22 protein-coding genes are annotated in these 25744 nt (G+C 68.3%); 9 read left to right on the forward strand and 13 right to left on the reverse strand.

The genetic code is table 11. The annotated features are described in order from the left end of the window. Positions 1-10: 10 nt before the first annotated feature. From MUN78_RS09115 to MUN78_RS09125, 3 genes are all read right to left on the reverse strand, one after another. A complete protein-coding gene (locus tag MUN78_RS09115) occupies positions 11-202 on the reverse strand; it encodes a hypothetical protein (RefSeq protein ID WP_244725919.1) in 192 nt (63 codons plus the stop codon). A 102-nt stretch (positions 203-304) separates the two neighbouring features. Beyond that, the gene (locus MUN78_RS09120; RefSeq protein WP_244725921.1) at positions 305-874 is read right to left on the reverse strand and encodes a hypothetical protein; all 570 of its coding nucleotides are present in this window, start codon (positions 872-874) and stop codon (positions 305-307) included. Between the two features lie 10 nt (positions 875-884). Beyond that, positions 885-1301 (reverse strand): DUF4383 domain-containing protein, encoded by a 417-nt coding sequence (locus MUN78_RS09125; protein WP_244689299.1) that lies wholly within the window; start codon positions 1299-1301, stop codon positions 885-887. 213 nt (positions 1302-1514) lie between these two features. Between MUN78_RS09125 and MUN78_RS09130 the strand changes: the two genes are divergently transcribed. The 3 genes from MUN78_RS09130 to MUN78_RS09140 are packed head-to-tail and all read left to right on the forward strand — an operon-like array spanning position 1515 to position 4995. Continuing rightward, complete coding sequence (locus MUN78_RS09130) at positions 1515-2816, forward strand: type III polyketide synthase (protein WP_244725923.1); 1302 nt, start codon at positions 1515-1517, stop codon at positions 2814-2816. A 14-nt stretch (positions 2817-2830) separates the two neighbouring features. Continuing rightward, a complete protein-coding gene (locus MUN78_RS09135; protein ID WP_255821003.1) occupies positions 2831-3586 on the forward strand; it encodes a methyltransferase domain-containing protein in 756 nt (251 codons plus the stop codon). Positions 3587-3597: 11 nt separating this feature from the next. Further along, positions 3598-4995, forward strand: a complete 1398-nt coding sequence (locus MUN78_RS09140) for an FAD-dependent monooxygenase (protein WP_244725924.1) — start codon at positions 3598-3600, stop codon at positions 4993-4995. Between the two features lie 7 nt (positions 4996-5002). Here the strand turns inward: MUN78_RS09140 and MUN78_RS09145 are convergent, their stop codons facing one another. The 6 genes from MUN78_RS09145 to MUN78_RS09170 form a co-directional block, all read right to left on the reverse strand. Then, on the reverse strand, positions 5003-6241 hold the full coding sequence (locus MUN78_RS09145; protein WP_244725926.1) for an alpha/beta fold hydrolase: 1239 nt from the start codon (positions 6239-6241) through the stop codon (positions 5003-5005). Beyond that, positions 6234-7031, reverse strand: coding sequence for an N-acyl homoserine lactonase family protein (locus MUN78_RS09150; RefSeq protein WP_244725928.1), 798 nt, complete (start codon positions 7029-7031; stop codon positions 6234-6236). The genes MUN78_RS09145 and MUN78_RS09150 overlap by 8 nt, the downstream gene beginning before the upstream one ends. Positions 7032-7076: 45 nt before the next feature. Next, positions 7077-7496, reverse strand: coding sequence for a carboxymuconolactone decarboxylase family protein (locus MUN78_RS09155; RefSeq protein WP_244689308.1), 420 nt, complete (start codon positions 7494-7496; stop codon positions 7077-7079). After that, the gene (locus tag MUN78_RS09160; protein WP_244725930.1) at positions 7493-8401 is read right to left on the reverse strand and encodes an NAD(P)-dependent oxidoreductase; all 909 of its coding nucleotides are present in this window, start codon (positions 8399-8401) and stop codon (positions 7493-7495) included. Before MUN78_RS09160 ends, MUN78_RS09155 begins: the two co-directional genes overlap by 4 nt. Further along, positions 8398-9087, reverse strand: a complete 690-nt coding sequence (locus MUN78_RS09165; RefSeq protein ID WP_244725931.1) for a GntR family transcriptional regulator — start codon at positions 9085-9087, stop codon at positions 8398-8400. The genes MUN78_RS09160 and MUN78_RS09165 overlap by 4 nt, the downstream gene beginning before the upstream one ends. A gap of 86 nt (positions 9088-9173) precedes the next feature. Then, entirely contained in the window at positions 9174-10088 is a 915-nt protein-coding gene (locus MUN78_RS09170) for a LysR family transcriptional regulator (protein ID WP_244689314.1), read from the reverse strand. A gap of 98 nt (positions 10089-10186) precedes the next feature. Here MUN78_RS09170 and MUN78_RS09175 point away from each other — a divergent pair, with 98 nt between their 5' ends. The 5 genes from MUN78_RS09175 to MUN78_RS09195 all read left to right on the forward strand — a co-directional run bounded on the left by MUN78_RS09175 (position 10187) and on the right by MUN78_RS09195 (position 15864). After that, positions 10187-11542, forward strand: coding sequence for an MFS transporter (locus tag MUN78_RS09175; RefSeq protein ID WP_244689316.1), 1356 nt, complete (start codon positions 10187-10189; stop codon positions 11540-11542). A gap of 49 nt (positions 11543-11591) precedes the next feature. After that, the gene (locus MUN78_RS09180) at positions 11592-12515 is read left to right on the forward strand and encodes a carbon-nitrogen hydrolase family protein (protein WP_244725933.1); all 924 of its coding nucleotides are present in this window, start codon (positions 11592-11594) and stop codon (positions 12513-12515) included. Positions 12516-12528: 13 nt separating this feature from the next. Continuing rightward, positions 12529-13773 (forward strand): YbfB/YjiJ family MFS transporter, encoded by a 1245-nt coding sequence (locus tag MUN78_RS09185; protein WP_244725935.1) that lies wholly within the window; start codon positions 12529-12531, stop codon positions 13771-13773. Between the two features lie 607 nt (positions 13774-14380). Continuing rightward, entirely contained in the window at positions 14381-14962 is a 582-nt protein-coding gene (locus MUN78_RS09190; RefSeq protein WP_244725937.1) for a type IV toxin-antitoxin system AbiEi family antitoxin domain-containing protein, read from the forward strand. 92 nt (positions 14963-15054) lie between these two features. Beyond that, positions 15055-15864: a nucleotidyl transferase AbiEii/AbiGii toxin family protein gene (locus tag MUN78_RS09195; protein WP_244725938.1), complete on the forward strand. Its 810-nt coding sequence runs from the start codon at positions 15055-15057 to the stop codon at positions 15862-15864. Between the two features lie 289 nt (positions 15865-16153). Here MUN78_RS09195 and MUN78_RS09200 read toward each other — a convergent pair whose 3' ends face one another. The 4 genes from MUN78_RS09200 to MUN78_RS09215 are packed head-to-tail and all read right to left on the reverse strand — an operon-like array spanning position 16154 to position 24161. Continuing rightward, positions 16154-19360, reverse strand: a complete 3207-nt coding sequence (locus MUN78_RS09200; RefSeq protein ID WP_244725940.1) for a type I restriction endonuclease subunit R — start codon at positions 19358-19360, stop codon at positions 16154-16156. An 11-nt stretch (positions 19361-19371) separates the two neighbouring features. Beyond that, entirely contained in the window at positions 19372-20568 is a 1197-nt protein-coding gene (locus MUN78_RS09205) for a restriction endonuclease subunit S (RefSeq protein WP_244725942.1), read from the reverse strand. Beyond that, entirely contained in the window at positions 20565-22175 is a 1611-nt protein-coding gene (locus tag MUN78_RS09210) for a class I SAM-dependent DNA methyltransferase (RefSeq protein WP_244725944.1), read from the reverse strand. Before MUN78_RS09210 ends, MUN78_RS09205 begins: the two co-directional genes overlap by 4 nt. Positions 22176-22184: 9 nt before the next feature. Beyond that, positions 22185-24161 carry a hypothetical protein gene (locus tag MUN78_RS09215; protein WP_244725946.1) on the reverse strand — a complete coding sequence of 659 codons (1977 nt, stop codon included), beginning with the start codon at positions 24159-24161 and terminating at the stop codon, positions 22185-22187. A gap of 297 nt (positions 24162-24458) precedes the next feature. Here MUN78_RS09215 and MUN78_RS09220 point away from each other — a divergent pair, with 297 nt between their 5' ends. Next, entirely contained in the window at positions 24459-25580 is a 1122-nt protein-coding gene (locus tag MUN78_RS09220) for a DUF2130 domain-containing protein (protein ID WP_244725948.1), read from the forward strand. The last annotated feature ends 164 nt before the right edge of the window (positions 25581-25744 follow it).

Genomic DNA, 25744 nt, shown 5'->3' on the forward strand with positions numbered 1-25744 from the left:
CGCGCGCCGCTCAGCCCTCGACGACGACCGTCGTGGCGCCGGGGTCGCCCGCGGGCGCGCCGCCGTCCTCCGGGAGGAGCCCGGTCACCCCGCCGCCCAGCACGGAGACGCCGAACACCGCGACGACGGCGAGCAGGCACGCGAGCACCAGGGCCGCCGCGATGAACGCGAGGGACTGCGGGACGTCGTCGGATTCGTTCATGGCTCCAGCCTCCTCGTTCGCGGTCCCTCGCGCGTCCCCCGCAGGTACCTCTCGGGTGGTACCGAAGGATGATCTCCCGGTGCGGTCGGCCCCGCGGTGCGCTCAGTGCGCGTGGGAGACGCCGTGCGGCAGCGCCGAGGCGCCCGGTTCAGTGTGCGCGAGCGCCGGTGTGGTGATGGCCGCGATAAGCATGCCCTGCACGGCCAGCACGAGCACGACCCGCCCCGGGCCGCGGACCGGCTCGCGGCGCAGACTGCCGGCCGGCTCACGGGTCGAACCGGCGCGCGGATCCGCCGCGGGGACGGCCCCGTCACCCGTGACGGGCGTGTCCGCCGCCCCGCTCCGGCGGTCGCGCGCGCGACGCAGGTCCCGCGCGACGAGCAGCGCGGCGCTCCACTGCATCGCGGCGAGCGCGAGCAGCGGAAGCGCGGCGGCGTCGCCGGCGAAGAGCAGCGCCGCGAGCAGTGCGACGGCGCCCGCGGCGACGACGAGCGCCGTGCGCGGCGCCGGCGCCCGGCCCATGCGCAGCGCGCCGATCCCCCAGAGGAGCTCCGCGGCGGCGAACGCGAGCAGCGGCACCGCCGCGAACGGCGACGCGCCCGCCGCCACGGCGCACAGGATCAGCCCGGAGCCGAGGGCCGCCAGACCGCACCAGGTCGCCGCGGCGCGCATGCGAGGCTCCTCACACCGCTGGGCGGGCCGCCACCGCGTGGTCGCGGTCGGCGCCGAGGCTCACCCCGAGCAGGATGAGCGCGCTGCCGAGGTGCAGGATGTGGTCGGCGGTGTTGAGGGCGAGGATGTTCGCGGCCGTGCCGGCGATGAAGAAGCCGACGATGCCGACGAGGAGGTACACGGCGCCCACCGTGCCGTTGACGCCCTTCGCGGCGCGCACCCCCGCGAGACCGGCGATGAGCAGTGCGGCGCCGATGAGGAGGTGCACGATGTTGTGCAGCGGGTTCACCTCGAAGACGCCGAGGAGCAGTCCGCCCTCGGTCGCCACGAAGCCCACGCCGCTCGTCACGGCGAAGCCGAGGATCCCCACCAGGAGGTAGACGGCGCCGAAGACGACGCCCACGATGCGATTGGCCGAGTTCTTCACGATGCTGCTCCTTCACGTCGATGCTGCGGTCGGTCCGGTCGACGGGCGCCGTCGGCGCCCGCACCGGCAGCGGCGAGCCGGAGCGCGCCGTGCACTCCCAGCGTGCGGCGCGCGGGGCGGGGCGGAAAGGCGCTTGCGCGGATCCCCCTCATGCACTAGGGCGCCGCTGTCAAGCCCCTCCCGGGATCGGACGGGAACGACTTCGCTGGACCCATGAGCACCTTCCTCCTCTCCGTCGGCACCGCGGTGCCCCCCGCCCGCCTCGACCAGGCACGGACCCGCGACTTCTTCGCGGCGCAGCCCGGGGTCGATCGCCTCACGTCCCGGCTCATCGGCGCCGCCTTCGACCAGTCCGCGATCGCCTCGCGGTACTCGGTGATCGGCGAGATCGGCTCGCGCAGCACGCGCTTCTCGGACGACGGCGCCCGGCTCCGGGCGCCGAGCACCGGCGAGCGCAACGCCCTCTACCGCGCCGAGGCCCCGGGGCTGTACGCGGCGGCATCCCGGGAGGCGCTCGCTCGCGCCGGCGTCGACGCCGCCGAGGTCACGCACGTCGTCACCGCCTCGTGCACCGGGTTCTTCGCCCCCGGACCCGACTTCCTTCTCGTGAAGGAGCTCGGCATCCCGCGGACCGCGCCCCGCGTCCACGTGGGTTTCATGGGCTGCGCCGCCGCCTTCCCCGCCCTCCGCACGGCCGCGTCCATCTGCCGGGCGGAGCCGGGCGCGGTGGTGCTCGTCGCCTGCGCCGAGCTCTGCTCCCTGCACATCCGCTCCTCGCGGGATCCGGAGCAGATCGTCGCCTCCGCCGTCTTCGGCGACGGCGCGGGGGCTGCCGTCGTGTCCTCGACGCCGCCGCGGGACGGCCGCGCCGCGCTGGAGGTCGGCGGCTTCTCGACCGCGCTCACCTCGGAGGGCGAGCACGACATGGACTGGACGATCGGCGACAGCGGCTTCGAGATGCGGCTGACGGCCGAGGTGCCGCGCATCATCGGCCGTGAGATCGCGGGCGTCGTCGCCGAGATGCTCGGCGCCGCCGATCCGCAGTCGACGGAGATGGCGTGGGCCGTGCACCCCGGCGGACGCAGCGTGCTGGATCGCGTGCAGGACGGCGTCGGCCTCGAGGACGCGGCGATGGCCCATTCCCGCGCGGTGCTGCGGGATTTCGGGAACATGTCGAGCGCGACGATCCTGTTCATCCTGCAGCGCATCCTCGCCGACGCGAGCCTCGCCGACGGCGCCCCCATCGCGGGGCTCTGCTTCGGGCCCGGCCTCACCGTCGAGACCGCGAGGCTGTCCGTGCACGACGGCAGCCGCGAGCCCGCGCGCGCGGTCGTGGCCGCCGGGCGGACGCGGCGTCCCGCGGACGGCGAGGACGCGAGACCTTCCGGTGCCGCGGATCCCGGTGACGCCGCAGCGGTGCCGGGCGCCCCGATCGAACGCGACGCGGCCGGCGCGCCCGCCACCGCCGCCGTGCCCGACCGCGCCGTGGAAGCGGGCGCGCCCGTCGCGGGGTGAGCGGAGTGGGCGGAGTGAGTGGGAAGCGCGGCGTGCATCGGCTCCGCGGCGCGCGCGGCGGCTCGGTCGTGTCGCTCGCGGAGCGCGAGGACGGGCTGCGCGAGCTGATGGACGACCCGGACTGCGATCCCGTGCGGCTCCGTCGGACGCTCCGGCGATTCTGGACCGTGAACCATGCGGTCTCGCGCTGGGGCCGGATCTACCGCACGCAGCTGCGGCCCGCGCTGGCGGCGGGGTCCGGGCGCCGCCGCATCCTCGACATCGGCTGCGGCGGCGGCGACGTGCTGCGTCGGCTCGTGCGCCTCGCCAGGCGCGACGGCTTCGACGTCGAGGGGCTCGGCATCGATCCGGATCCCGTGGCGTGCGCCGTCGCGCGCGAGGGCCCGCGGCTCCCCGGGGTCGCGTTCCGGAAGCTCGGCAGCCGGGAGCTCGCGATCGCCGGGGAGCGCTTCGACGTCGTCGTGTCGAACCATCTGCTGCACCACCTCGATCGCGCGTCGTTCGATGCGGTGCTCGTCGACTCCGCGGCACTCGCCTCGCGGCGGAGCGTGCACGCCGACATCGCCCGCAGCACGACCGCGTACGCGGCCTTCGCCGTGCTCGCGGCGCCGGTCGCGCCCGGCACCTTCCTCCGGATCGACGGGCTGCGCAGCATCCGCCGGAGCTACACCCGCGCGGAGCTCGGGGCGCGGCTCCCGGCCGGCTGGCGGGCGGAGCAGCCGACGGCGTTCCGGCTGCTGGCGGTCCGGGACGCGGCGCCCGTGCGGTGAGGCGGGGCGGGATGGCGGACGGCGCACCGGGTCCCGGGGGCCCCGGCGCTCTCGGCGCGGCGGGCGCCGCGGGGGCGGTGCACGCGGGGCACGATGCGATCATCGTCGGCGCCGGCCCCGCGGGGCTGTGCGCGGCTGCGGAGCTCGCGCGCGCGGGCGTCGATGTGCTGCTGCTCGAGCGCCGCGAGACCCGGGCGGCGGGCAGCCGAGCGATCGGCGTGCACCCGCCGACGCTCCGCGCCCTCGAGGCCGGCGGGGTCACCGAGCGCATCCTGACGGAGGCCGTGCGCATCCGGCGCGGCGAGGCGCGGTCGGCGGGGCGCGCGGGCCCGCGGCTCGGGGCCGTGACCTTCGCGCAGGTCGATCGCCGCTTCCCGTTCATCGCCGCGGCGCCCCAGGCCGCCACCGAGGCGGCGCTCGCCGCAGCCGCGCCCCCGCCCGTGTTCGGCGTCGAGGTGCTCGCGCTCGACGAGGACGAGGCCGGGGTGACGGTGCGCGTGCGCCTCGGCGGCCGAGCGGGGGCGACGATCGTGGGCGCGGGGGCGGTGCCGGCGCGATTAGAGCCGCCCGCCGGTACCGCGCCGGGGACGACGCCGCCGACGGGCCGGATCGCCGTGCTGCGAGCCCGCGTCGTGATCGTCGCGGCGGGCGGGCCGGGGCGCGCGCTCCTCCCCCGGGCGTTCCGCCCGCGCGGCCGGGTCTACGGCGACCGCTACCTCATGACCGATCTCGCCAGCGCGCCCGAGGAGCCCGCCGGCACCGCCGTGCTGACGCTCGCCGCCGCCGGGGTCGTCGAGTCCTTCCCGCTGCCCGGCGGCGGGCGGCGGCTCGTCGCCTGGGACGGGCGGGTGGAGCGCGATCCGGCCACCCCGGGAACCGCCGCGAGCGGACGGCCCCCCGGATTCCGGGGCGATGCGCCGATCGCCCGGGCCGCGGCGGCCCGTCTCGGGGAGGCCGTCGCGCAGCGCACGGGCTCGGAGACGCTCGCCGCCCGCGTCGAGTCGGCGAGCGGCTTCGGGATCCGCCGGGTGCTGCTCGACCGCCTGCGGACCGCGCGCATCATCGCGATCGGCGACGCCGCCCACGAGGTGAGCCCGATCGGCGGACAGGGCATGAACCTCGGCCTCGTCGACGCGGCGACGCTCGCGCCGGCGCTCGCCGCCTGGCTGCGCCGCCGCGAGGGCGATCCGGAACCGGAGCGGCGGCTCGCGCGGTGGGAGCGGCGGCGGCTCGCGTCGGCGCGCACCGCGGCGCGCCTCGCCGGCCTCGACACGGCGCTCGGCCGCGGCAGGTCCCCCGTTGCCGCGGCGGCGCTCCGGGCCGCCATCGCCGCCGCGGCCGCACCGCTCGCGCGCCCGGCCGCCCGCGCCTTCGCCATGGGCCTCGACCGGGATGCGGGCGGGCGATGAGGGTGCGCTACGCGGGGTCGCCCGCCGCGACGCGGTCGAGGGCCGCGTGCAGGTGACGCACGAAGGCCTCGGGGTGCTCGGCGTGCGGGAAGTGCCCGAGCTCGGGCATCTCGGCGAACGAGCCGTTCGGGATGCGCGCGGCGAGCTCCCGGGAGCGCGCCGTGGGGACGCTGGTGTCGTAGGCGCCGCTGAGCACGGCGATGTGCGGCGACCCCTGCGACAGGCCGAGCTCGACGTCGGCCAGGTTCCAGGCGAGGTAGGAATCGATGTCCGCGGCGTAGAGCCCGAAGCCCCCCGACGAGTACCCCCACCAGACGCGCTGCTTGAAGGGCTCGGGCGACGACGGGTTCATGAGCCCGTAGGTCCACTCGGGGATGAACAGCGCAGGGTTCACCCGGGTGCCGCGCAGGTGCTCGTTCGCCCGCGCCGTGACCGAGGGACCCGCCTGGCAGGACACGGCGCCCGCGAAGCGTTCGGGGTGGGTGGCGATGGCGTGCACGACCGCGGCGCCGCCCATCGAGACCCCGAGCAGCGTGGGTCGTCGGAGCCCGAGCACGTCGCTGACCGCGACGATGAACTCCGTGTAGCTCTCCGGGGTGAGCCGATAGCTCCCCACCGGGGCGTCCCAGGCCGGTGAGGACTTGCCATGCCATGGCAGGTCGACGGTGATGAGTTCGCAACGATCCGTGAGGTCGGTGTGCGTCATCACCCCGTGCCACTGACTCGTCTCGCTTCCGGCGGTGGCGAACGCGAGGAGCGGTGCACCGCTCCCGGCTCGCTCCACGTAGACGTCGCTCGTGCCGAGCGACGTCGTGATGCGATGGTAGCGACCGACTGCCGCGAGCGGCCGGCCCACGTCGCTGCGCACCCTGGCCCCGCGCGCCGCGTCGATGAGCGCGCGCACGAGATGGACGTTCCGCTCGTAGGCGATCGTCGCCCCCGACACGGCGATCGCCCCGGTGCGCACGAGATGGACGACGCTGTGCGTTCCGGCGGCGGGCCGTTCGGCGAGGAGGGCTGACCAGGTCTCGTCATCGCCGGTGAGGGCGAACTCGGGCGCGACGTCGGAATCCTCCGCACGCCCCCGCACCCCCTCCGCGGAGGCTTCGAGGAGGACGCCCCAGTCCCTCCCGCGAAGCGCGAAACGGGTCCGGGCACCGGTTCCGAGGGCCGCGATCTCGCGCGAGGCCGCGCCTCGGAGCAGACGGCGCCGCAGCTCCGCGGCGTCCGCGGTCGGCTCAGGCACGACGCGCCCCGATGACGGCGGCGAGACCGGGCAGCGGTTCCCCCAGCGGTGCGAAGCGTTGGAGCTCCCCCGCATCGTGCCCGGTCACGATCGCGGCCGCCGGCGCGGACCGGAGCCAGTCGAGCGCCGCATACGAGCGGGGCAGGTCCGCCATGGACTGGAAGAGCATGTCGCGATCGAGCTCCTCGTGGAAATGCGCGGCATCCGCCGCGAGGATCACCGGACCGATCTCGGTCGCCACGCGTACGACCAGCTGCCCCGGCGTGTGGCCGCCGACCTCGATGAGCTCGACGCCCGGGGCGATCTCCACCCGCTCGTCGAACTCGCGCAGACGCCCCTCGGCGCGGGCGCGGACCAAATCGCGGATCTCCTCCTGGTCGCCGTAGTGCGCGAACAGCGGCCGCGTCGCGTACTCGCCCGTCCAGAACGCGAACTCCCTGCGCGCGATGTGCACGGGCGAGCGCGAGAACGCGCCGAGATTGCCGATGTGGTCGTAGTGCGCATGGGTCACGACGACGGGGTTCCCCGCGTCGGCGCGCAGACCGATCCGCGCGAGCGCGTCGAGCGGATCGATCAGCACCTCCCTGCCCCGCTTGGCGGCACCGGCCGCGGAGTAGCCCGTGTCGACGTGGATGACGTCGTCGCCGCTGCGCAGCACCCACAGATAGTAGTCGAGCCGGAAAGCGTCGTCCGGTTCTCCGTAGAATCCGTAGTTCATGTACACGTCGCTGCGCCGGGCGGCGCGGGTGCCGTGCTTGATGATCAGGATCTCCCAGGTCTTGGGTGCCACTGCTGTCCTTCGTCGGGTGCTGCCGGGGTGCTGAGCGTTCGGCGCCTAGGCGCCGGTGCCGCCCTCGTGCGCGGTCACCGTGGGTTCGATGCCCTCGGCACCCACGACTTCCTTCCACGCATCGAAGCCGGTCTGGAAGGCGACGACGCCGGCCTCCGGCAGAGCGATCTCGATCGCCTCGAGGATCTCCGTCGGTGTCAGCCCGAGATCGAGGGCGACGCGGATGTGCGACTGGATGTGCCCCTTCGCCGCGCGCATGACGGTGAGCGAGACGATGAAGATGAGCTCTTTGGTCTTGCGATCGAGCGTGCGCTGATCGAGGTAGGCGGCGGAGACCAGCCCGTTCGCCGCCTGCAGCACGTCGAAGTCCTGCTTCGCCATGACCTTGTGGTAGTCGAGGACGTAGCCGCGCTTGCGGGCCATGTCGTCGATGTACTCCTGAGCCTGGGTCGTCGTGTCGGTCATGCGTCCTCCTGGGTGATGGGAGTACCGGCGAGGTGCTCGTATACTCGTGCGATTTCGGTGTGGTCGGGGTGATCCCCGAGGGACTCGCGCCCCTCGCTCAGGATCCGGTAGGCGGTGCGGGAGAGCTCGGAGGCCGCCTCGGGGACCTCGATCTGCATCGCGATGCCCATGTCCTTGAGCATGAGGTCGTAGGCGAAGTTCGACGCGTAGCCGCCGGGCAGGATGTGCTCGACGAACTTGACCCGGCTCGCCTGGCTCATGCCGGTCGAGGCGTTGAGCACGTCGATGATGCGCTCGGGGGCGATGCCGGCGGCCTGCGCGCGGAGCACCGCTTCGCTCGCGACGGCGATGTTCGTGGCGCTGACGAGATTGTTGATCGCCTTCGCCGCGTGGCCGGCGCCGCTGCCCCCGACGACGACGATCGTGGACCCCACGGCCTCGAGATAGGGCCTCGCCCGCTCGATCGCCGCATCGCCGCCGCCGACGAGCATGGTGAGCTCGCCGGTGGCCGCCTTCGAGATGCCGCCGGAGACAGGGCCGTCGACGTAGTCGATACCGCGTTCGTCCGCGGCGGCCGCGAGCTTCTGGGTGCTGGCGGGGACGCTCGAGCCCATGTCGATCACGAGGGCGCCCGAGTCGAGCCGCGCGAGCAGGCCGTCGCCGTCGCCGCCTGCTGCGCCGAGCAGGATCTCCTCGACGTGCGCGCTCGTGGGCAGCATGAGGATGACGGTGCCGATCCCCTCGATCTCGGCGAGATCGTACACGGGCTCCGCCCCGGTCTGGGCGGCGACCTCGTCGACTGCCTCCCGGAACACGTCGTGCACGGCGGTCGGGAAGCGCTCGGCGATATGCGCCGACATCGGTCGGCCCATTCTCCCGAGGCCGATGAACAGGGTGCGGGTCACGGTGTCTCCTCTGCTGGGGTCGGGGCGGCTCCGGCCAGGGCCGGGGGCGTCAAGTAGTCGAGCGCGGTCGGCGTGAGGTGACCGAGCGCGATGCGGGAGGCCGCGACGACGTGCGCGACGCTCGCGTCGTACGCCCGCACCGGATCCCGATCCGCGATCGCCTCGACGACGGCGCGCAGCTCGGCGAGCATCTGGGGCCCGCGGTTCGGGGTGCTCAGCGTCACCCGGCGGAGCTGACTGATGCGGGACTGCACGTTGTCGAGCTGCTCGCCGATGATGGCGTTGTGGCTCGCGGCGATGAGCGCCTCGTAGAAGCGGTGCTTCGCCTCGAGCAGGCGATCGACGGGTTCGAGGTTCGCCGAGACGTGGCCGAGTGCCACGTAGATCGCGGAGATCTCCGCGTCGCTCGCCTGGGTGGCGGCGAGGCGGGCGGCGGTCGCCTCGAGCGCCGCCCGCACCTCGTAGAGCTGCCTGGCCTGGTCGTCCGTGAGCTCGGCGACCATCGGCCCGACCTGGGGCTCGATGCGGATGAGCCGCTCGGACTCGAGCTGCCGCAGCGCCTCGCGCACGACCGTCCTGCTGACCTGCAGCTCCTCGCCGAGCTCCCGCTCCTTCACGCGCTCACCGGCGGCGTAGTCGCCCCGGACGATGCGCGCCCGCAGCTCCTGCACGGCTTGTTCGCGCACTGGCGCGGCTCGTCGTTCCAGCATCCGGCACCTCCATTCGGGATTACCGTAATACCGTCATCCCGCGCGGCGCAACTCCGACGCGCTCACACCTCCGCCGCGAGCCCCTGGAGGACCTCGCGCAGCCAGAGATGCTGCGGAGTCCCATCGACACGGGCGTTCCACAGCGCCGAGATGGTGAAGCGCGGGCCGTGCAGCGGGACCGGACTGAGCTCGAGATCGAGGAGCTCGGTCAGCGCGCGCGCCGCGTGCTCGGGGATCGTCGCGATCACCGGCGTCGTGGAGAGGATCGAGACGAGGCCGGCGAAATGACTCACGGCGCAGAGGATCTTGCGCTGGTGTCCGCGAGCCGCCAGGAGGTCGTCGACCCAGCCGCGCTGCACGTCGTAGGAGACCCTGACGTGGTCGAGGGCGGCGTACTCCTCGAAGGTCACGGGCTGCGAGAGGCGGAGCAGGCGCGGGTTGTACACGCACAGGTACCCTCCCGAGGCGAACGGCTCCGAGAGCACGTCCGCGCCCTGGGTGCGCGGCGTGACCGTGAGCGTCAGGTCGTTGCGCGGATTCTCGACGCTCTCCCGCCAGAGCGCGCTGTTCGTCTGGTGGATCGCGAACTCCACCCTCCAGCGCTCGGCGAGCTTGAGCCGCGCGAGCCGCGGCGCGAGCACGAGCTCGAGGTCGTCGGACATCGCCAGGTGCATGATCCGGTCGCTCCGGGTCGGCTCGAACTCGGGGTCCTCGTAGATGACCCCGGCGATGGACGTCAGCGTCGGACCGATCCTCGCCGAGATCGCGAGCGCGCGCGGCGTCGGAACCATTCCGGCCCGCGTGCGCTCGAAGAGCGGATCACCGAACAGCGCGCGCAGGCGCGCGAGCGCCGCGCTCACGGCGCTCTGGCTGAGCTTGAGCTTCACCGCGGCCCGCGTGACGCTCGCCTCCTGCATGAGCGCCTGGAAGACGACCAGGAGGTTCAGATCCACACGGCGCAAATCGATTACATTCATATCAGGCATGATAATTATCAATTGGACAAAGTTTCCACTTCGTTACACAGTGGTGTCGTCATCCGTACACGCTGCGAAGCGACCGAAGGAGCTCACTCATGCAGTCCACCGAGACCAGCACCCCCGACCGGGGCGACGCGCAGGCCGCGACGCCCCGCAGCGACACCGAACTGCTCACCCTGCCGAAGTCGGAGCAGCGCAAGCGTCTCGCCGCCGTCGGCATCGGCAATTTCATGGAGTGGTTCGACTTCGCGATCTACGGCTACTTCGCCGCCATCATCGGCGCGCAGTTCTTCCCCTCGGGCGACCCGACGGCCGAGATGCTCTCCTCGCTCGCCGTGTTCGCCGTCGGCTTCGTCTCCCGCCCGGTCGGCGCGCTCTTCCTCGGGCCCATCGGCGACAAGTTCGGCCGCCGCACGGTCCTCATCATCACGGTGCTGAGCATGGGCATCATCACGGCCCTCATCGGCCTCACCCCCTCGTACGCGGCGATCGGCATCGCCGCGCCGATCCTCGTCGTGATCCTCCGCCTGCTGCAGGGCATGATGGTCGGCGGCGAGTGGACGAGCGCCGCCGCCTACATCGGCGAGAGCGCCCCGAAGCGCAAGCGCGCACTGTTCGCGAGCCTCGTCACCGCGACCGCGGGCCTCGCATTCCTCGTCGGCACCATCGTCGCCGCGCTGCTCACCGCCGCGCTCAGCGAGGAGGCCCTGGCGAGCTGGGGCTGGCGCGTGCCGTTCCTCGCCTCGCTCGTCATGGCGATCGTGGCGGTCTACATCCGCCGCAAGCTCGAGGACACGCCGGTGTATCAGGAGCTCGAGCGCAAGCGCGCCGTCGGGGCCGTCGAGGCCACGAGCCGCGGGCTCAAGGTGCGCGCGTTCATCATGACCCTCGCGTTCTCGGGCATCTTCGGCGTGAGCCTCTACTACTTCGTGACGTACTCGAACAACCACCTCACCGGCCCCGTGGGCATGCCCCGCATCGACGCGCTCATCGCGACGGGCGCCGCGATGGTGCTGTACGTCATCTTCAATCCGCTCGTGGGCATGCTCTCCGACCGTGTGGGGCGGCGCCCCGTGCTCCTCACCGGCGTCATCGGCCTCATCCTCTGGTCGCTGCCGGCGTTCTTCCTCATGAACACCGGGGTGCCCGCTCTCGCCTTCATCGGGCTCGTGGTCTTCTCGTTCTTCGTCGCCTGCTGCGCGGTGATGAACAACGTGCTGCTCGTCGAGGTCTTCCCCGCCTCGGTGCGATCGACGGGCTCTGCGCTCGGCTACAACGTCGCCTACGCCCTGCTCGCGGGCCCCGGGCCGCTCATCGCCGCAGCGCTCGTGGCGGGCACGGGTCTTCTCGTCTCCCCCGCGTTCTACGTCATCGCGGTGGCCGTGGTCGCCCTCGCCGTGCTGTGGCCGATGCTGAAGGAGACGAAGGACGTCGACATCTCGCACGGCTGAGGCGCATCCGATCCCGCACAGCGCATTCCCACGACGGAAGGAGCCGGCCATGACGAAGGCCGCAGTGATTCAGAGCGCGTCGATCCCGTTCGACGCCGAGGCCGCGACGACGAAGGCGGAGCGGCTCATCGCCGAGGTCGGCGCCGCCGGAGCGGACCTCGCGGTGTTCCCCGAGGCGTTCATCGGCGGGTACCCGAAGGGCACCGCCTTCGGCGCGGCGATCGGGATCCGCACCGAGCGCGGTCGCGAGGAGTACGCGCGGTACAGCGCCGGGGCCATCGCGCTCGACGGGCCCGAGGTGCCGCGCCTCGAACAGGCCGCCGCCGAGCACGGGGTGCACGTCGTGATCGGCGTGATCGAGCGGCTCGGCAACACGCTCTACTGCACGGCGCTCATGATCTCGCCGGAGACGGGCCTCGCCGGCGCGCACCGCAAGCTCATGCCCACGGGCACCGAGCGTCTCGTGTGGGGCTTCGGCGACGGCTCGACGCTCGACACCATGGATGCACCGTTCGGCCGCGTCGGCTCGGTGATCTGCTGGGAGAACTACATGCCGCTCATGCGGCAGGCGATGTACGCGAAGGGGGTGCAGTTCTACTGCGCTCCCACCGCGGACGACCGCCCCAGCTGGCAGGCGACCATGACGCACGTCGCGATCGAGGGCCGGGTGTTCGTGCTGTCGGCCTGCCAGTACCTCACACGGGCGGATCTACCGGCGGATCACCCGATCGACGTCGAGGCGCCGCACGGCGACGTCCTCATGCGCGGCGGCAGCGTGATCATCGATCCCGCCGGGACCGTGCTCGCCGGGCCGGTGTTCGACGAGGAGACCATCCTCTACGCCGAGCTCGATCTCTCGGTGAAGACCCGCTCCCATCTCGACTTCGATCCGGTCGGTCACTACGCGAGACCGGACGTGTTCTCGCTGACGGTGGACACCCGCCCGCGTCAGGCGGTGACGTTCACGGAGTAGCGTGGATACCCTCATGCAGTCCGCAGCGATTCCTCCGCGGCCCGCACCGCAGACGGCCGACTGGCTCGTCGCGGTTCGGGCCGGTGCCGTACTCGCAGCGGCGATCGGCGTGGGGCGGTTCGTCTTCACGCCGATCCTGCCGCTCATGGAGGCGGAAGCCGGACTGTCGGCCCAGCACGCGGGGCTCGTGGCGACCGCGAACTATGTGGGGTATCTCGTGGGAGCGCTGCTCGGCATCGCGGCTCCGCGGCTCGGGACGTCGCAGCTCTCCCTGCGGGCGAGCGGGATCGTGCTGCTCCTCTCGCTGCCGGCGATGACGATCGCGCAGGGGACCCTCGCGTGGTGTGCGATCCGGTTGGTCGCGGGGGTCGCGAGCGCGCTCGTCTTCATCGTCGCGGGGAATGCGATCCTCACCCGGCTCACGCAGGCGCGACCGCAGTTCGTGGGCTGGGCCTACGGCGGCCTCGGGGTCGGCATCGCGCTCTCTGGGGTGCTCGTCGCGCTCGTCGGACTCGTCCCCGCCGACGGGTCCGGGCCTGGTGGATGGCGAGGAGCCTGGTGGGCGTCGACGGTTCTGGCGGCCGTGCTCCTGGCGCTCGGCTGGAAGCTCGGCGACGGAAGCGCCTCCCCCACCGGGGCCTCCCTCGCCGCCGGGGCGACTGGGCTCGGAGCGAACGCCGCAGCGGCGCCCGCGGCTCGCCCCGCTCTGCGCGCTCCCCTCGCCGCGAACCGGGGCCGCTTCGGCCTGCTCTTCGCGTCGTACACGCTCGAAGGCGCCGGATACATCATCGCGGGTACGTTCCTCGTCGCGGCGGTGCACGCGCTCGACGCGGGCCCCCTCAGCAGCAGCGTGTGGACCGTCGTGGGGCTCGCGGTCATCCCCTCGGGCGCGATCTGGACGTCGCTCGCCGCGCGATTCTCGCGCGCGACGCTGGTCGCCGCGGCACTCCTCCTGCAGGCCGTCGGGATCGCGCTGCCCGCGCTGATCGAGCAGGCGTGGGCGGGGATGGTGGCGGCGGCGCTGTTCGGCGCGACCTTCATGGGGATCACGACGCTGTCGCTGGCGGAGGGCCGCGCGCTCGGCTCGCCGCGCGCCGTCGCCCTCCTCACCGCCGGCTACAGCGTGGGGCAGATCGCCGGCCCGCTCGCCGTCGTGCCGCTCCTCGACGCGGGCTACCGCGGCGCCCTCCTCGTCGGCGCCGGCATCGTCATCGCCGCGGCTGTGGCGGCTGCCGGGATGCGGGGGCGGCGTAGCTGAGGAGCCGTGGAGATCTTCACTCGAACCAAGAACAACTGACGAGCTCCGGCTCTCCGGGTTGCCCCGCGCAAATCTGCTCGATCCTCGTATTCATGCGGTTCTTAGGCCACCAGTCTACGGGTTATCGCGGGTTGATACGACCTCGTTCGGACCCCGCGGAGGGGTTTAGGACCCCGTTTCGGACCCCGCTGGCAGGCTCGTCGTGAACGTTAGGGCAGTCGGCGAGGCAGCAGGCGCAGCGTTCGATCCCGTGCTCGGCGAGATCGGCGACGCCGTCACAGTGGCAGCCCTCGACTCGGCACTGGCAGGCGGGCTCACTCGTCATCGCGGCGGTACTTCTTCGAAGAGCATCGTGAACCCCACGCAGGCAGCGTGACTCATCGTTCGATGCGAACGACGGCCCCCGGCGTTCTCAGCTGATCATTCATGGATACAATCCGATCACACATGCCGCGGTTGCGTGCGGTTTTTATCCAAACCCGACCGCCTGGCGGTGGTCTTCTTCGGCAGCGGCAGTCACCGCGACGCGGATCAAACCAATACTGGTCAACAGAAATCACTACAGGTACGCTGTATCTGTAACAGATTCTGCTGGACGGAGGTGATGATGGGCATCACGACGCTGCCCGATCTGCTGAGCTACGAAGATCTGAGCACACAGGGTCTCACTCGGTATGGCCTCGACCGATTGATCGAGTCCGGTGAGTTCGAGCGCATCGCTCCTGGCCTCTTCCTCAGATCAGGGCTCGCGGACGACACAACGGCAGCGTGGATCGCCGTCGCTGCTAAGAGACCCGACGCCACGCTGTGTCTCCTAACGGCGCTGTCGCTGCATGAGCTGACCGACGAGATTCCTGCCCGAAGTGATATCGCCATCCCGCGCGGCACACAGCCGGTTACCGTCCGCCACGCACCCATCTCCTGGCACCGCTTCGACGCCGACACGTTCAGCATCGGCCGCACCGAGCACGCGTTACCGGATGGATCTACCATCGGTCTCTACTCCGCCGAGCGGACCCTCATCGACCTGTTCCGCCTGCGTCACGCATGGGGCAGCGACCTCGCCCTCGGTGCGCTCAAGCAGTGGTTGCGCGGGCGCGGCAACAGCCCCGGTTCGCTGCTCACGATGGCCGAGGACTTCCCGAAGGCGCGCCCCGCGATCCAGCAAGCCTTGGAGGTTCTGTTATGAGTCCAAACCCGCAGCACGGGACTCCGGCGGGCGACGCGACCATCGCGCTCCGAAAACTCGCCCGACAATCCGGCGGAGACGTGCAGGAGCTGATGACCCTGTACGCGCTCGAAGGGCTGCTGGCGCGCATTGCGATCTCTGAGTACCGCGATGACTTCGTGCTGAAAGGCGGCGTGCTGCTTGCCGCTTTCGCAGCACGCCGCCCGACGAAGGATATCGATCTGCAGGCAACGCGGCTCACCGACGACCCTGACGACGTCGCCGAGCGCGTCCGCGCGATCGCGAGGCTAGAGCTTGCCGACGGGCTCGTGTTCGATCCCGCGAGCGTCACTGCGACAACGATTCGTGACGAGGACGAGTACGCCGGGGTTCGGGTCAAGCTCATAGCAACGCTCGGCACTGCCCGGCTGACCGTCGGAATGGACGTGAACTTCGGCGACCCTATCTGGCCAGCACCTCAGCTTATTGAGTTGCCTCGTGTCACGGATCTCGGTCTCCCGCCCGTGACGCTGTTGGGATACCCGCTGACGATGGTGCTCGCCGAGAAGATCGTCACCGCCATCGACCGCGGCGTCGCCAACACTCGCTGGCGCGACTTCGCTGACATCTACGTTCTCACCCGACTCCACTCCGTCAACGCGGACGCACTCCGCACATCGATCGAGACCGTCGCTGAGTACCGCAAGGTCACACTTGCACCATTGCTGCCTATGCTCGCGCCGATGAACGAACGCGCTCAGCAGAAATACCACGCGTGGCGCTCCCGATCACATCGTGACGGCGAACTCCCTGCAGCGTTTGCCGACGTACTCTCTGCGATCGCGGACTTTGCGGACCCGGTGCTGTCTACTACAACAACTGAACAAGGAGTCGAGATTTATGGCACGAATGAGAACCTTTGAGGGGCTCGGATTCCGTCTTGCCTGAGCGTCGATCGGGCGAAAAACCGCGTGTTTCTGCAGCTTTCATGAGGTAAGCCTACCGGACGGCGCTGGCCAGTTGGAGGGGCGGATTCGGGCAATTCGTCAGCAATTTTGCACGAGACACGCGGCTCAGTTCACCGCCTGATTACTGTTCGCTCGAATCGTCGACCTCCTTGACTCCCAAGTGGTCTGCCCGATGGCGCATTTGGTTACGGTCCCATTCCGTACTCGGAACACCATCCCTCTCGATCCATGGACTCAGAATGCCCTAACGCACGCGCTCGTCCGCATAGCGCGGTGCTATTGATTCCATCTGCTCCATCACGAGCTTGATCGCCTCCGGCTGCCTGTCGGGCGGATACTTGTACTTAACGAGCAGCCGTTTGATTGATGATCGTAGCTTGGCGCGCACGTCGTCTCGCACGGTCCAGTCGGTGCGCACGTCGCGTCGCATCACGGCGACGAGCTCGCGCGCGATCTGGGCAAGTACGTCCTCACCCTGCACATCAATCGCAGACTCGTTGGTAACGACGGCATCGTAGAACGCAAGTTCGTCGTTCGACAGCGCGGGTGAGAAGCGCTCTCCACGGGACGCCTCGGTCGCGACCTCCTTAGCTAGTTCGACCAGTTCGGCGATCACTTCGGCAGAGGTCAACTGCTGGTTTGTGTAACGGTTCATGATCTCGGCGATCCGTTCCGAGAACGCTCGCTGCCGCACGAGATTTCCGCGGGCCGCGGCCGACCCGGCGTCGGTCAGTGACTTGCGCAACGCTTCGATTGCAAGGTGTGCATTGGGCGCGGCCTGCGCCTTCGCGAGGAACTCTGCCTCCAGGTCGTCGAGCGCGAAGCGCGGGAGGCCTGCGGCGTCATAGATGTCGAGCACTTCGCCCGGTGCGATCGAATCAGCGACGAGCGTACCGAGCAGTCGCGAGATCTCTTCGGGTATCGGTTCGTCGCGCGACTGCCGCTCAGCGGCGTCGAATTTCGCCATCCACACGCGGACCTCTTCGTAGAATGCGATCTCGTCGTGCAGTTCTGCAAGGCCGGCACGACCCGACGCAAGTGCCCACGCGCGCGAGAGACGACCTGTCGCTGTCCGATACTGTACCGACAATCGCTCGGCACCCAGCTCCACAGCGTTCAGCGGGTTCGCGGCATCCCGCAGATAGTTCGTCGCTGTGGTCGCGGCAGTGCGCCAAGCACGCGATCCGCCCATGGCTGCGATCGAACGCCAATCGCAGCCTGCGAGCATTTCGCGGATCTGCGCCACCAGCTCCGACGCGATCCCGACGGCCTCGTCGACGTTCCGACCGATCGGCTTGTTTGCCTGGTCCGAGACAGTGTACTCCGACAGTGCCTTGGCGAGGTTGTCGGCCAGCGGTGCGTACGCGACGAGCAGTCCGTCCTCCTTTCCTTTGAAAGTGCGGTTCACGCGAGCGAGAGTCTGCATGAGCAACGCGCCCTTGAGTGGCCGATCGAGGTAGAGAGTGTGCAACGGCGGGGCGTCGAACCCGGTGAGCATCATGTCTTTGACGATCACGATCTCGAGGTCGTCCGAGGCATCCTTCAGCCGTGCCTTGATCGCCTTGTTCTCAGAGTCGCGTCGCACGTGGTCGCTCACCGGCGGCACATCCGAAGCTGCCCCCGAGTAAACAACCTTGATGCGGCCCTTATCGAGTGCATCCGAGTGCCAGTCGGGGCGCAGATCGACGATCGCCGAGTACAGCCGCGCGCAGATCTCGCGCGTACCGCCCACAATGAGCGCCTTGCCAGGTGACCCAAGGAAAGGCTTCATGCGTTCGCGCCGCTCCTCCCAATGTTTCACGAGGTCGGTCGCGAGGGTCTCGATGCGCTCGGGCGTGCCGTAGACGGCGTTGACGACGGCAACGGATGCCTCCAGTCGGGCCCGCTCCGTGTCATCTAGGCCGAGCGTGTACTCATCGGCGGTGGCGTCGATGTCTTCATCGTTGGCGTCATCGGCAAACGACACCTTGATGAGCCGTGGTTCGAAATACACGGGCACGGTAGCACCGTCATCCACCGCACGGGAAAGGTCGTAGATGTCGATGTAGTCACCAAACACCGCACGGGTGTCACGCTCCGCGAACGAGATCGGTGTTCCGGTGAACGCGATGAGGGTCGCATTCGGCAGCGCATCGCGCAAATGCCGGGCATATCCGTCAAGGTCGTCGTAGTGGCTGCGGTGCGCCTCGTCGACCACGACGATCACGTTGCGCCGGTCGGTGAGTAATGGATGCTGCGTGCCCGACTGCTTCTCAGCTTCAGTCAGTCCAAACTTCTGTAGCGTCGTAAAGTAGATGCCACCGGTGACCCGATTGCGCAGCTCGTCGCGTAGCTGCGCGCGCTCGCGAACCTGCACCGGCTTCTCTGCCAGCAGCAGGCTCTGGTCGAAAGTCTGGAACAGCTGCCCATCGAGTTCGGTGCGGTCGGTGACGACGACCACCGTCGGGTTCTTCAGCTTCGGATGCCGCGACACGAGATTCGCGTACAGCTCCATTTCCATCGACTTGCCCGACCCCTGCGTGTGCCACACCACACCGGCCTTGCCATTCGTCTCCACCGCCTGCACCGTAGAGCCCACCGCCTTCGTCACCGCAAAGTACTGGTGTGGCTTCGCGATGCGCTTAGTGAGTCCGTCGGAGTTCTCGTCGAACGCAGTGAAATTTCGGACGAGCTGCAAGAACCGCTCTTGGTTGAAGAGGCCGTTGAGGGCGTCGTCGATCGGCTCGACCGACACACCTTCTTCGATCCGTGGCTGCTTCAGCGGTGCACCATCGTCATCGACGTTCCATGGTGCGAAGTGGTTGAGGGGCGTGAACGGAGTGCCGTACTTCGCCTCAAGCCCGTCACTTGCGAGTGTGAGCACACAGAATCGGAAGGCCATCGGAAACTCGCGCAGGTACGTCTGCAGTTGCGCGTGCGCGGGGGCAACACCGGTGGATGCAGAACCCGCACGCTTCAGCTCAACGATGACGAGCGGCATCCCGTTTACGAACAGCACGATGTCGATCCGGCGATGCAGATCGCCCTGTCGCAGAGTTACCTGGTTGACAGCGAGCCAGTCATTCTCTGCAGGGTCTGCCCCAAGCAACCGTAGGCGCTGGTTCTGCTCGACGCCGTCAGAATCGATGTAGCTCAGCGGATAACCACCGACGAGGTACTGATGGATGCGGTGGTTCTCGGTGATCGCGTCTTGCGACTTTGGCGCCGCGATCTCGGCCACCGCCTGCTGCAAGTACTCGCCAGGGATGCCCGGGTTTAGGCGACGAAGGGTATCGAGCAAGCGCGGACGGATCAGTAGATCGTCCCAGGTGCCCCGTTCCCCGCTGCCGGGCGCGATCTCCTCGCCCCTGGCCGGACGCCAATCGAGTGGCTCGGCGAGTGTCTCGAGCGCATCCAGTTCCCAGTCACCCTCAGTGAGCGATGTCATGTGTGTCCCTCTCTGCTTCGTCATGCTTGGTGCGTTCACACGCCGGCTTCAGATACCTCCGCCTCGGCATCGCGGACGCGGAGTTTGCCCGACATGAGCTGCGGGAGGAGCGCGTCGCGAGTTGCGGCGAGGGTGCGATTCTCCCGTGCTAGAGAGGCGACAAGTTCGCGGAGTGGAGCTGCCTGCGCTTCAAACGTGTGGATGTGATCGGCTGACAGGCTAGGAACAGGGGCCTCAAGGAATCGATCAGCGCGCACCGCGGGATAAGCGCTTCCTTCGGCAACGTTCTCCAGGTAGGCCGAAAACTCCGGGCGCCGACTCGCCTCATACAGGTATGCGAACCCGACCTCACGCGGCGAGAGAATAGCCAGCCCGGTAGATGCAACGAGCAAGGCATCATCCTCAAGATTGAGTGCGTGCGAGCGACGGTTGGGCCGAACGGTGGACCACATCGTGTCCCCCGCCGACAGCCCGCGCCGAGCCCGCCCGGGCGCGTCGCTCCAAGCGCTGATTTCGGGGTACTCGAAACTTCCCACCGTGACTGACGCAATATCGACATAGCGGAGGTTCCCCTCAGCATCCGGCTTAACCGAGCGCCTATTCACATCCGCAATCGAGCGCAGCATGGTTGTGCCAACGCCGCCCGCCATATCGTCAAGCAGAGTCGCGAGGTAGTCGTCTACAGCGCCAGCGAGGGCAGTGTTGGCGGCGATCTTGTCGTCGAGCGCGCCCAGCACCTCGGCGATCGCCTGCTGCTCTGCCAGCGAGGGGAGCGGAATCTCCAACTCAGCCAGAATCCCGAGGTTTGTGTGCGGGACCCCGGTCGATATCGCACGGTCGTCGATCTGCCCGAGAAAATCATTGGTCGTCGACGCGTAGTACACAAACTCGGGGACCGCTCGCTCGGGGTCAACTCGAAGGCGCATCTGACTCTGAGAAATGACGAATGTCTCGGCTCCTCCGCTCGGCACGAGTGCAACCTGGCCAAGTGTGCCTCGCTGCGTGTAAATGATGTCGCGGGGAACCGCCGTGTTGTGAGCTAGGTCTCGCGCAAGCTTCTCGAGCGAAACGAATGCGAACTCACCGCCGACAAAGCGTCCAGCACTCATGTTGACCCCGCGGATGACGGGAACGCCATCGTGCGTGTAATCGGCGTTTACCAACGACGATCCGAAGGGGCCGCCGACGAGTCCACGTTCGGTCGCGACAGCCCTCAGTGGCTCGCGGTTCATGACACCCTCGCGATCTGTTCGCGCACAACCTCGACCAGTCGTGCTGACTCCGCGAACTGCGCCTCAAGCTCCACCCTCAATCTGGCGAGCTTCTCCTCGATCGGCTCGCCGTCATCCTCTGCCTCTGCGGCGCCGACGTAGCGTCCCGGCGTCAATGCATAGTCGGCGGCCTTGATCTCGTCGAGCGACGCCGAATAGCAGAAGCCCGGAACGTCCGTGTACTCTTCGGGCGCGGAATCCGATTCGACTCCGCGCCACGCGTGGAACGTCCCCGCGATTCGGGCGATGTCTTCGTCCGAAAGCGCCCGCTCGGCGCGATCCACCATGTGCCCAAGTCCGCGGGCGTCGATAAACAGCACTTCTCCTGCCCTTGCACCCTTGTCCTTAGCGAAGAACCAGACACACACCGGGATTCCGGTGGAGCGGAACAGCTGAGTTGGCAGGGCGACCATACAGGAAACGAGGTCGGCTTCGACGATCTCGGCGCGAATCCGGCCTTCACCGCCTGAGTTCGACGACATGGAGCCGTTCGCCATGACGACGCCTGCCTGGCCGCCGGGGGCGAGCTTGGAGAGGATGTGCTGGATCCACGCGTAGTTCGCGTTGCCGGCCGGGGGCACACCGAACCGCCAGCGGGGGTCATCTTCGTTGCGGGCCCAGTCCTTGATGTTGAAAGGCGGATTGGCCATGACATAGTCCGCCTGCACGTCGGGGTGCAGGTCGCGGGCGAAGGTGTCGCCCCAGCGCGGTCCGAGGTTGCCGGTGAGGCCGTGGATGGCGAGGTTCATTTTCGCCATGCGCCAGGTGCGCTCGTTGAGCTCCTGCCCATACACCGAGATGTCGGAGCCTTCGCCGTGGTGGGCGTCGATGAACTTCTCGGCCTGCACGAACATGCCGCCGGACCCGCATGCCGGGTCGTACACCCGCCCATGGGTGGGCTGTAGCAGTTCGACGATCACCCGCACGACGCCGGCGGGCGTATAGAACTCGCCGCCCCGCTTACCTTCGGCGGCAGCGAACTTCTCGAGGAAGTACTCGTACACCTCGCCGAGCAGATCCCGGGCGCGGCGTCCGTCCGCACCGCCTTGGCCCTGGATCGTAAACCGCGCCGAGTTGAACAAATCGATCAGTTCGCCCAGGCGGCGTTGGTCGACGCTGTCACGATTGAAGATGCGCGGTAGCGTGCCCGAAAGCCGTGGATTTGCCTGCATAACGGCATCCATCGCCTCATCTACGAGCGCGCCGATCGACTTCTCCGCGGTATCCATCGATGGCCCCAGACCCTTCGCGTTCTCGGCAAGGAACCCCCATCGTGCGTTCGCGGGTATCCAGAACACTCCGCGGCCGGTGTACTCGTCGGTGTCATCGATGAGATCGGCGATCTGTTCATCGTCGTATCCGTCGGCGGTGAGCTCGGTGCGGATGCCTGCGCGGCGCTCGTCAAATGCGTCCGACACGTACTTCAGGAACACGAGACCGAGAATGACGTCCTTGTACTGCGAGGCGTCCATCGACCCGCGTAGCTTATCGGCGGCCTTCCAGAGCGTGTCTTTCAGCTCCTTCATGGTCGACGGTGCCGCAGGGGCGGCTTTCGGTGTGCGGGGCATGCGTGTTCCTTACTGGGTGGTTGCCGCATCCGCGGCGTGATTCGTGTCGAGCATGGTTACCGCTCCCGAGGTCGCGCCAGCGACGATCAGGTCGGCGTAGTCGGTGAGGCGCGAAGCCCGAGCCTCAAGATCTTCGCGGGTGGTCGAGATGTCGGCTAGTGCCCGTCGAAGCGGTGCGAGCGTCCGAGGGGCGACGCGACGCAACATCCATCGTTTCCATGCCCCCGGACCGGCGGTCGCACCGTTGATGTCGGCGGCGATGACCTCAGGGATGAGTCCGCCGGGGTCACTCGCGGTGATGCGTAGCACGCGAGCGGGGTAGGCGACGACCTTCGATCCTTCGGCATCGACCCACGCAGCAGCGGTCGGGCTGGTTCGGAAGATCACATCGCCCGGGCGCGTCAGTTGTGCGTTGGAGTTCTGGGCTGCGAACGCGAGCTGATCGATGCGGGTGCGGCCGATGGACGCAGGGTTGTCGAGATCGGATGGCGTCACCACGATGAGTCCGTCCGGGCCGAGCAGGTCCGCGTCGAGGCGGGTGCCCGGGATCCTCCTCAAATGGCGGGCCTCGATTAGCTCGGGCACTGATGTGGCTCGCGGGACATCGTGGGAATCAGGCGTAATCTCGACCGGGCTGATGTCGGCGCGAACTGTGTCGGCCGCGAGGTCGAGAAGCGCGGGAAGATCGGCCGTGTCCGTGGTCGCGGGCACGGGCTTCCGAGTCGCAGATGCCACGAGCGAGCCGCTTCGCGCCTGCAACGATGACGTCCTGACAAATGTCGCGAACCGGAACTGATGTGCGCGCAGGTCGCCTCTGCTGCCCATGCCCGCAATCAGATCCGATACAAGGTCGGCGCGGGCAGCGGAAGTCAGCGAAATCGCAGTGAGATCGGCAACGGCGGTCACTCGCTCCGTAGGCGGGACGCCACCTACCGGCGCGCCAAGCACCCAGAATGCGAGCGACTCGCGGGCCGCGCTATCGACCAGACCAGCCGACAAACGTGCGATCCCCCGCACTCGACCAGAACGAAGGATGTCGGCGCGCGCCCGCTCGTCGGTGGGTGCCACCGGATCGACGAGCGCTCTCGCGGGGCCGATCACCACTGCTGCGTCCGAATCACGCAGCGACAAGGAGACCTCGTCGACGGCTCGCAAGATCCCTGCGACGTCGTCGCCTGGAGCAGACGGAACGCGCGCGGCGACAACTGAGCGGGTCTTGGGCTCCTCTGCGCCGGTGAGCCAATGACCGTCGACGAGCAGCTGGCGGCGAACACGCCGACTGCCAGCTTCGGCAGGTAGCACGATGCTCACATCGTCACCGAGTTTGCCCGCAAGTGTCGAGGAGAGCGTCGCATCGCTTGCATCCAGGATCACAGCATCGCCCTCGCGAACGAGCGCAAGCACGGCATCGACAACCAGGGTGATCGCATCTGTCACGAGCCGTCCCGCAGATCCCGCCGCCCTCTGGGAAACAGCATGCCGCTGGGTCACAAGCGTGAGCGCGGCCGACGGCGAGTATGCCGCGTCGATCAGATGCGTTGCGTACTCGAGCCACGGCACACCCCGGCGCGCGTGAGCGGCAATCTCGGCCTGGAGCATGTCGTCGCGAGGATCCACCTCGGCACCGGCCTCCTCGATCCGCGAAGGCGTGAGTCCATCCAGATCCTCGATCTGTGTGTAGAGCGCGATGAGGGCTTCCAACTCGGCGACAGCGCTTGAGTCAGCAAACGAGAAGTCAAGCGGGGCTGCCGAAGCCGCGGCGTCCTTACGCGCTTCGGGGTTGTTGCCATGTCCTGAGCGCACGAGCCAGTCGGCGACCTGCTGTGCGTCAAACTGAGCCCGGCCACCCTTCTCGCCGACCGCCCGAGGAAAGGGATCAGACGTTGACGCGAATCGTGACCGCCACATCGACGCGACGGGCCGCTGCACGCCGGCCAGCCGGGCGACGCCGGCCAAGTCGATGAGGAGCGATGGTGCTGTGGACATGCCCCCAACCTAGTCCAAATCAGATCCCAGTTGTAACTCATGCTGATAAGCCGCCTTATCATGCGTATTTACTTTTTGATAACAAGTCTGCGTCACGATCTGTTCTGGCGACATGAGGTCGCTGCCACTGGCAGAGCGTTACTGGGGCTGCCCGCCCGTGGAATTCGCTCTCGCCCCTACTAGGAGATACCCACGACTGACACCACACAGACCATCGCTTCGAATGAGATCAAGTGCCCGCACTGCGGCACCCTCTTCACCATTGATGAGGCACAGTACGCCGACATTGTTCAACAGGTGCGCACCACCGAGTTCGAGACCGAACTCCACGCACGCCTCGCTGCGGCCGAACAAGCCAAGGAAATCGAGATCGCGCTCGCGGTGGCGAAAGCAACACAGCAGACGCTGAAGGTGAACGTCGCCAAAGACGCCGAGATCCAGCAGCTCAAGTCCGAGGTCAAGTCCGCGACGACTAACCAGGAGCTGGCTGTCGCAAAGGCGGTCGCGGCGGCGGAGAAGAACCTCAACGAAGCGAAGAGCATGCTGAGCCTTCAGGCTGCTGAGCAGAAGGTCAAGGACGCTGCGATCAAAGAGTCGCACGCCAAGGATCTGGCGCTGAAGGATGAGCTCATCTCCCGTTACAAGGACATGAAGGCGAAGCTGTCCGTGAAGCACCTCGGCGAGACTCTTGAGCAGCACTGCGAAATCGAGTTCAACCGCATGCGCTCGCTCGCCTTCCCCAATGCACAGTTCGGCAAGGACAACGACGCATCTGCCGGCACGAAGGGCGATTACGTCTTCCGCGACTTCAGCGACGACGACGTCGAGTACGTCTCGATCATGTTCGAGATGAAGAACGAGTCCGATGCTACCGCTACGCGGAAGAAGAACAGCGACTTCTTCGCCAAGCTCGACAAGGATCGCAACGACAAAGGCTGCGAGTACGCGGTACTTATCTCGATGCTTGAGGAAGACTCCGAGCTCTACACAGGCATCACGGACGTGTCACATCTGTACCCCAAGATGTTCGTCGTTCGCCCGCAGTTCTTCCTCGCAATCATCGCGCTGCTGCGCAATGCTACTCAGGACACGATCATGGTCAAGGCCGAGCTCGAGCAGATCAAGAAGCAGAACATCGACATTACCGACTTCGAGTTCGAACTCGAAGATTTTAAGTCGGCGTTCGGTCGCAATTACGACCTCGCCAAGCGCAAGTTCGACGCAGCCATCAAGGATATCGACGTCGCTATCGAGCGGCTCCAGAAGGTCAAGGAGGGCTTGCTCGGCTCCGAGAACAACCTCCGCCTCGCGAACGACAAGGCAACCGCGCTCACAGTCAAGAAGCTGACCAAGGGCAACCCAACGATGGCAGCCAAGTTCGCCGAGTTGGACGCGGCCGAAAGGTCGGACGCCGCGTAGAGCACAATCTTCCTCGGCATCGCTCCGGCGGGACAGGCGAGAAGGGCGCATAAGGCTCCCGCTGACACAGCTTCATGAGCACCTGAACTGACCGGAAATCCCGATTAATTCAGGTGTGAACCAACGCCCTGAACTGTGGTGAGCCTGAGGTTATCTGCTCGACC

It is taken from the genome of Leucobacter allii, assembly GCF_022919155.1.
In the GTDB taxonomy this organism is placed as follows: Bacteria; Actinomycetota; Actinomycetes; order Actinomycetales; family Microbacteriaceae; genus Leucobacter; species Leucobacter allii.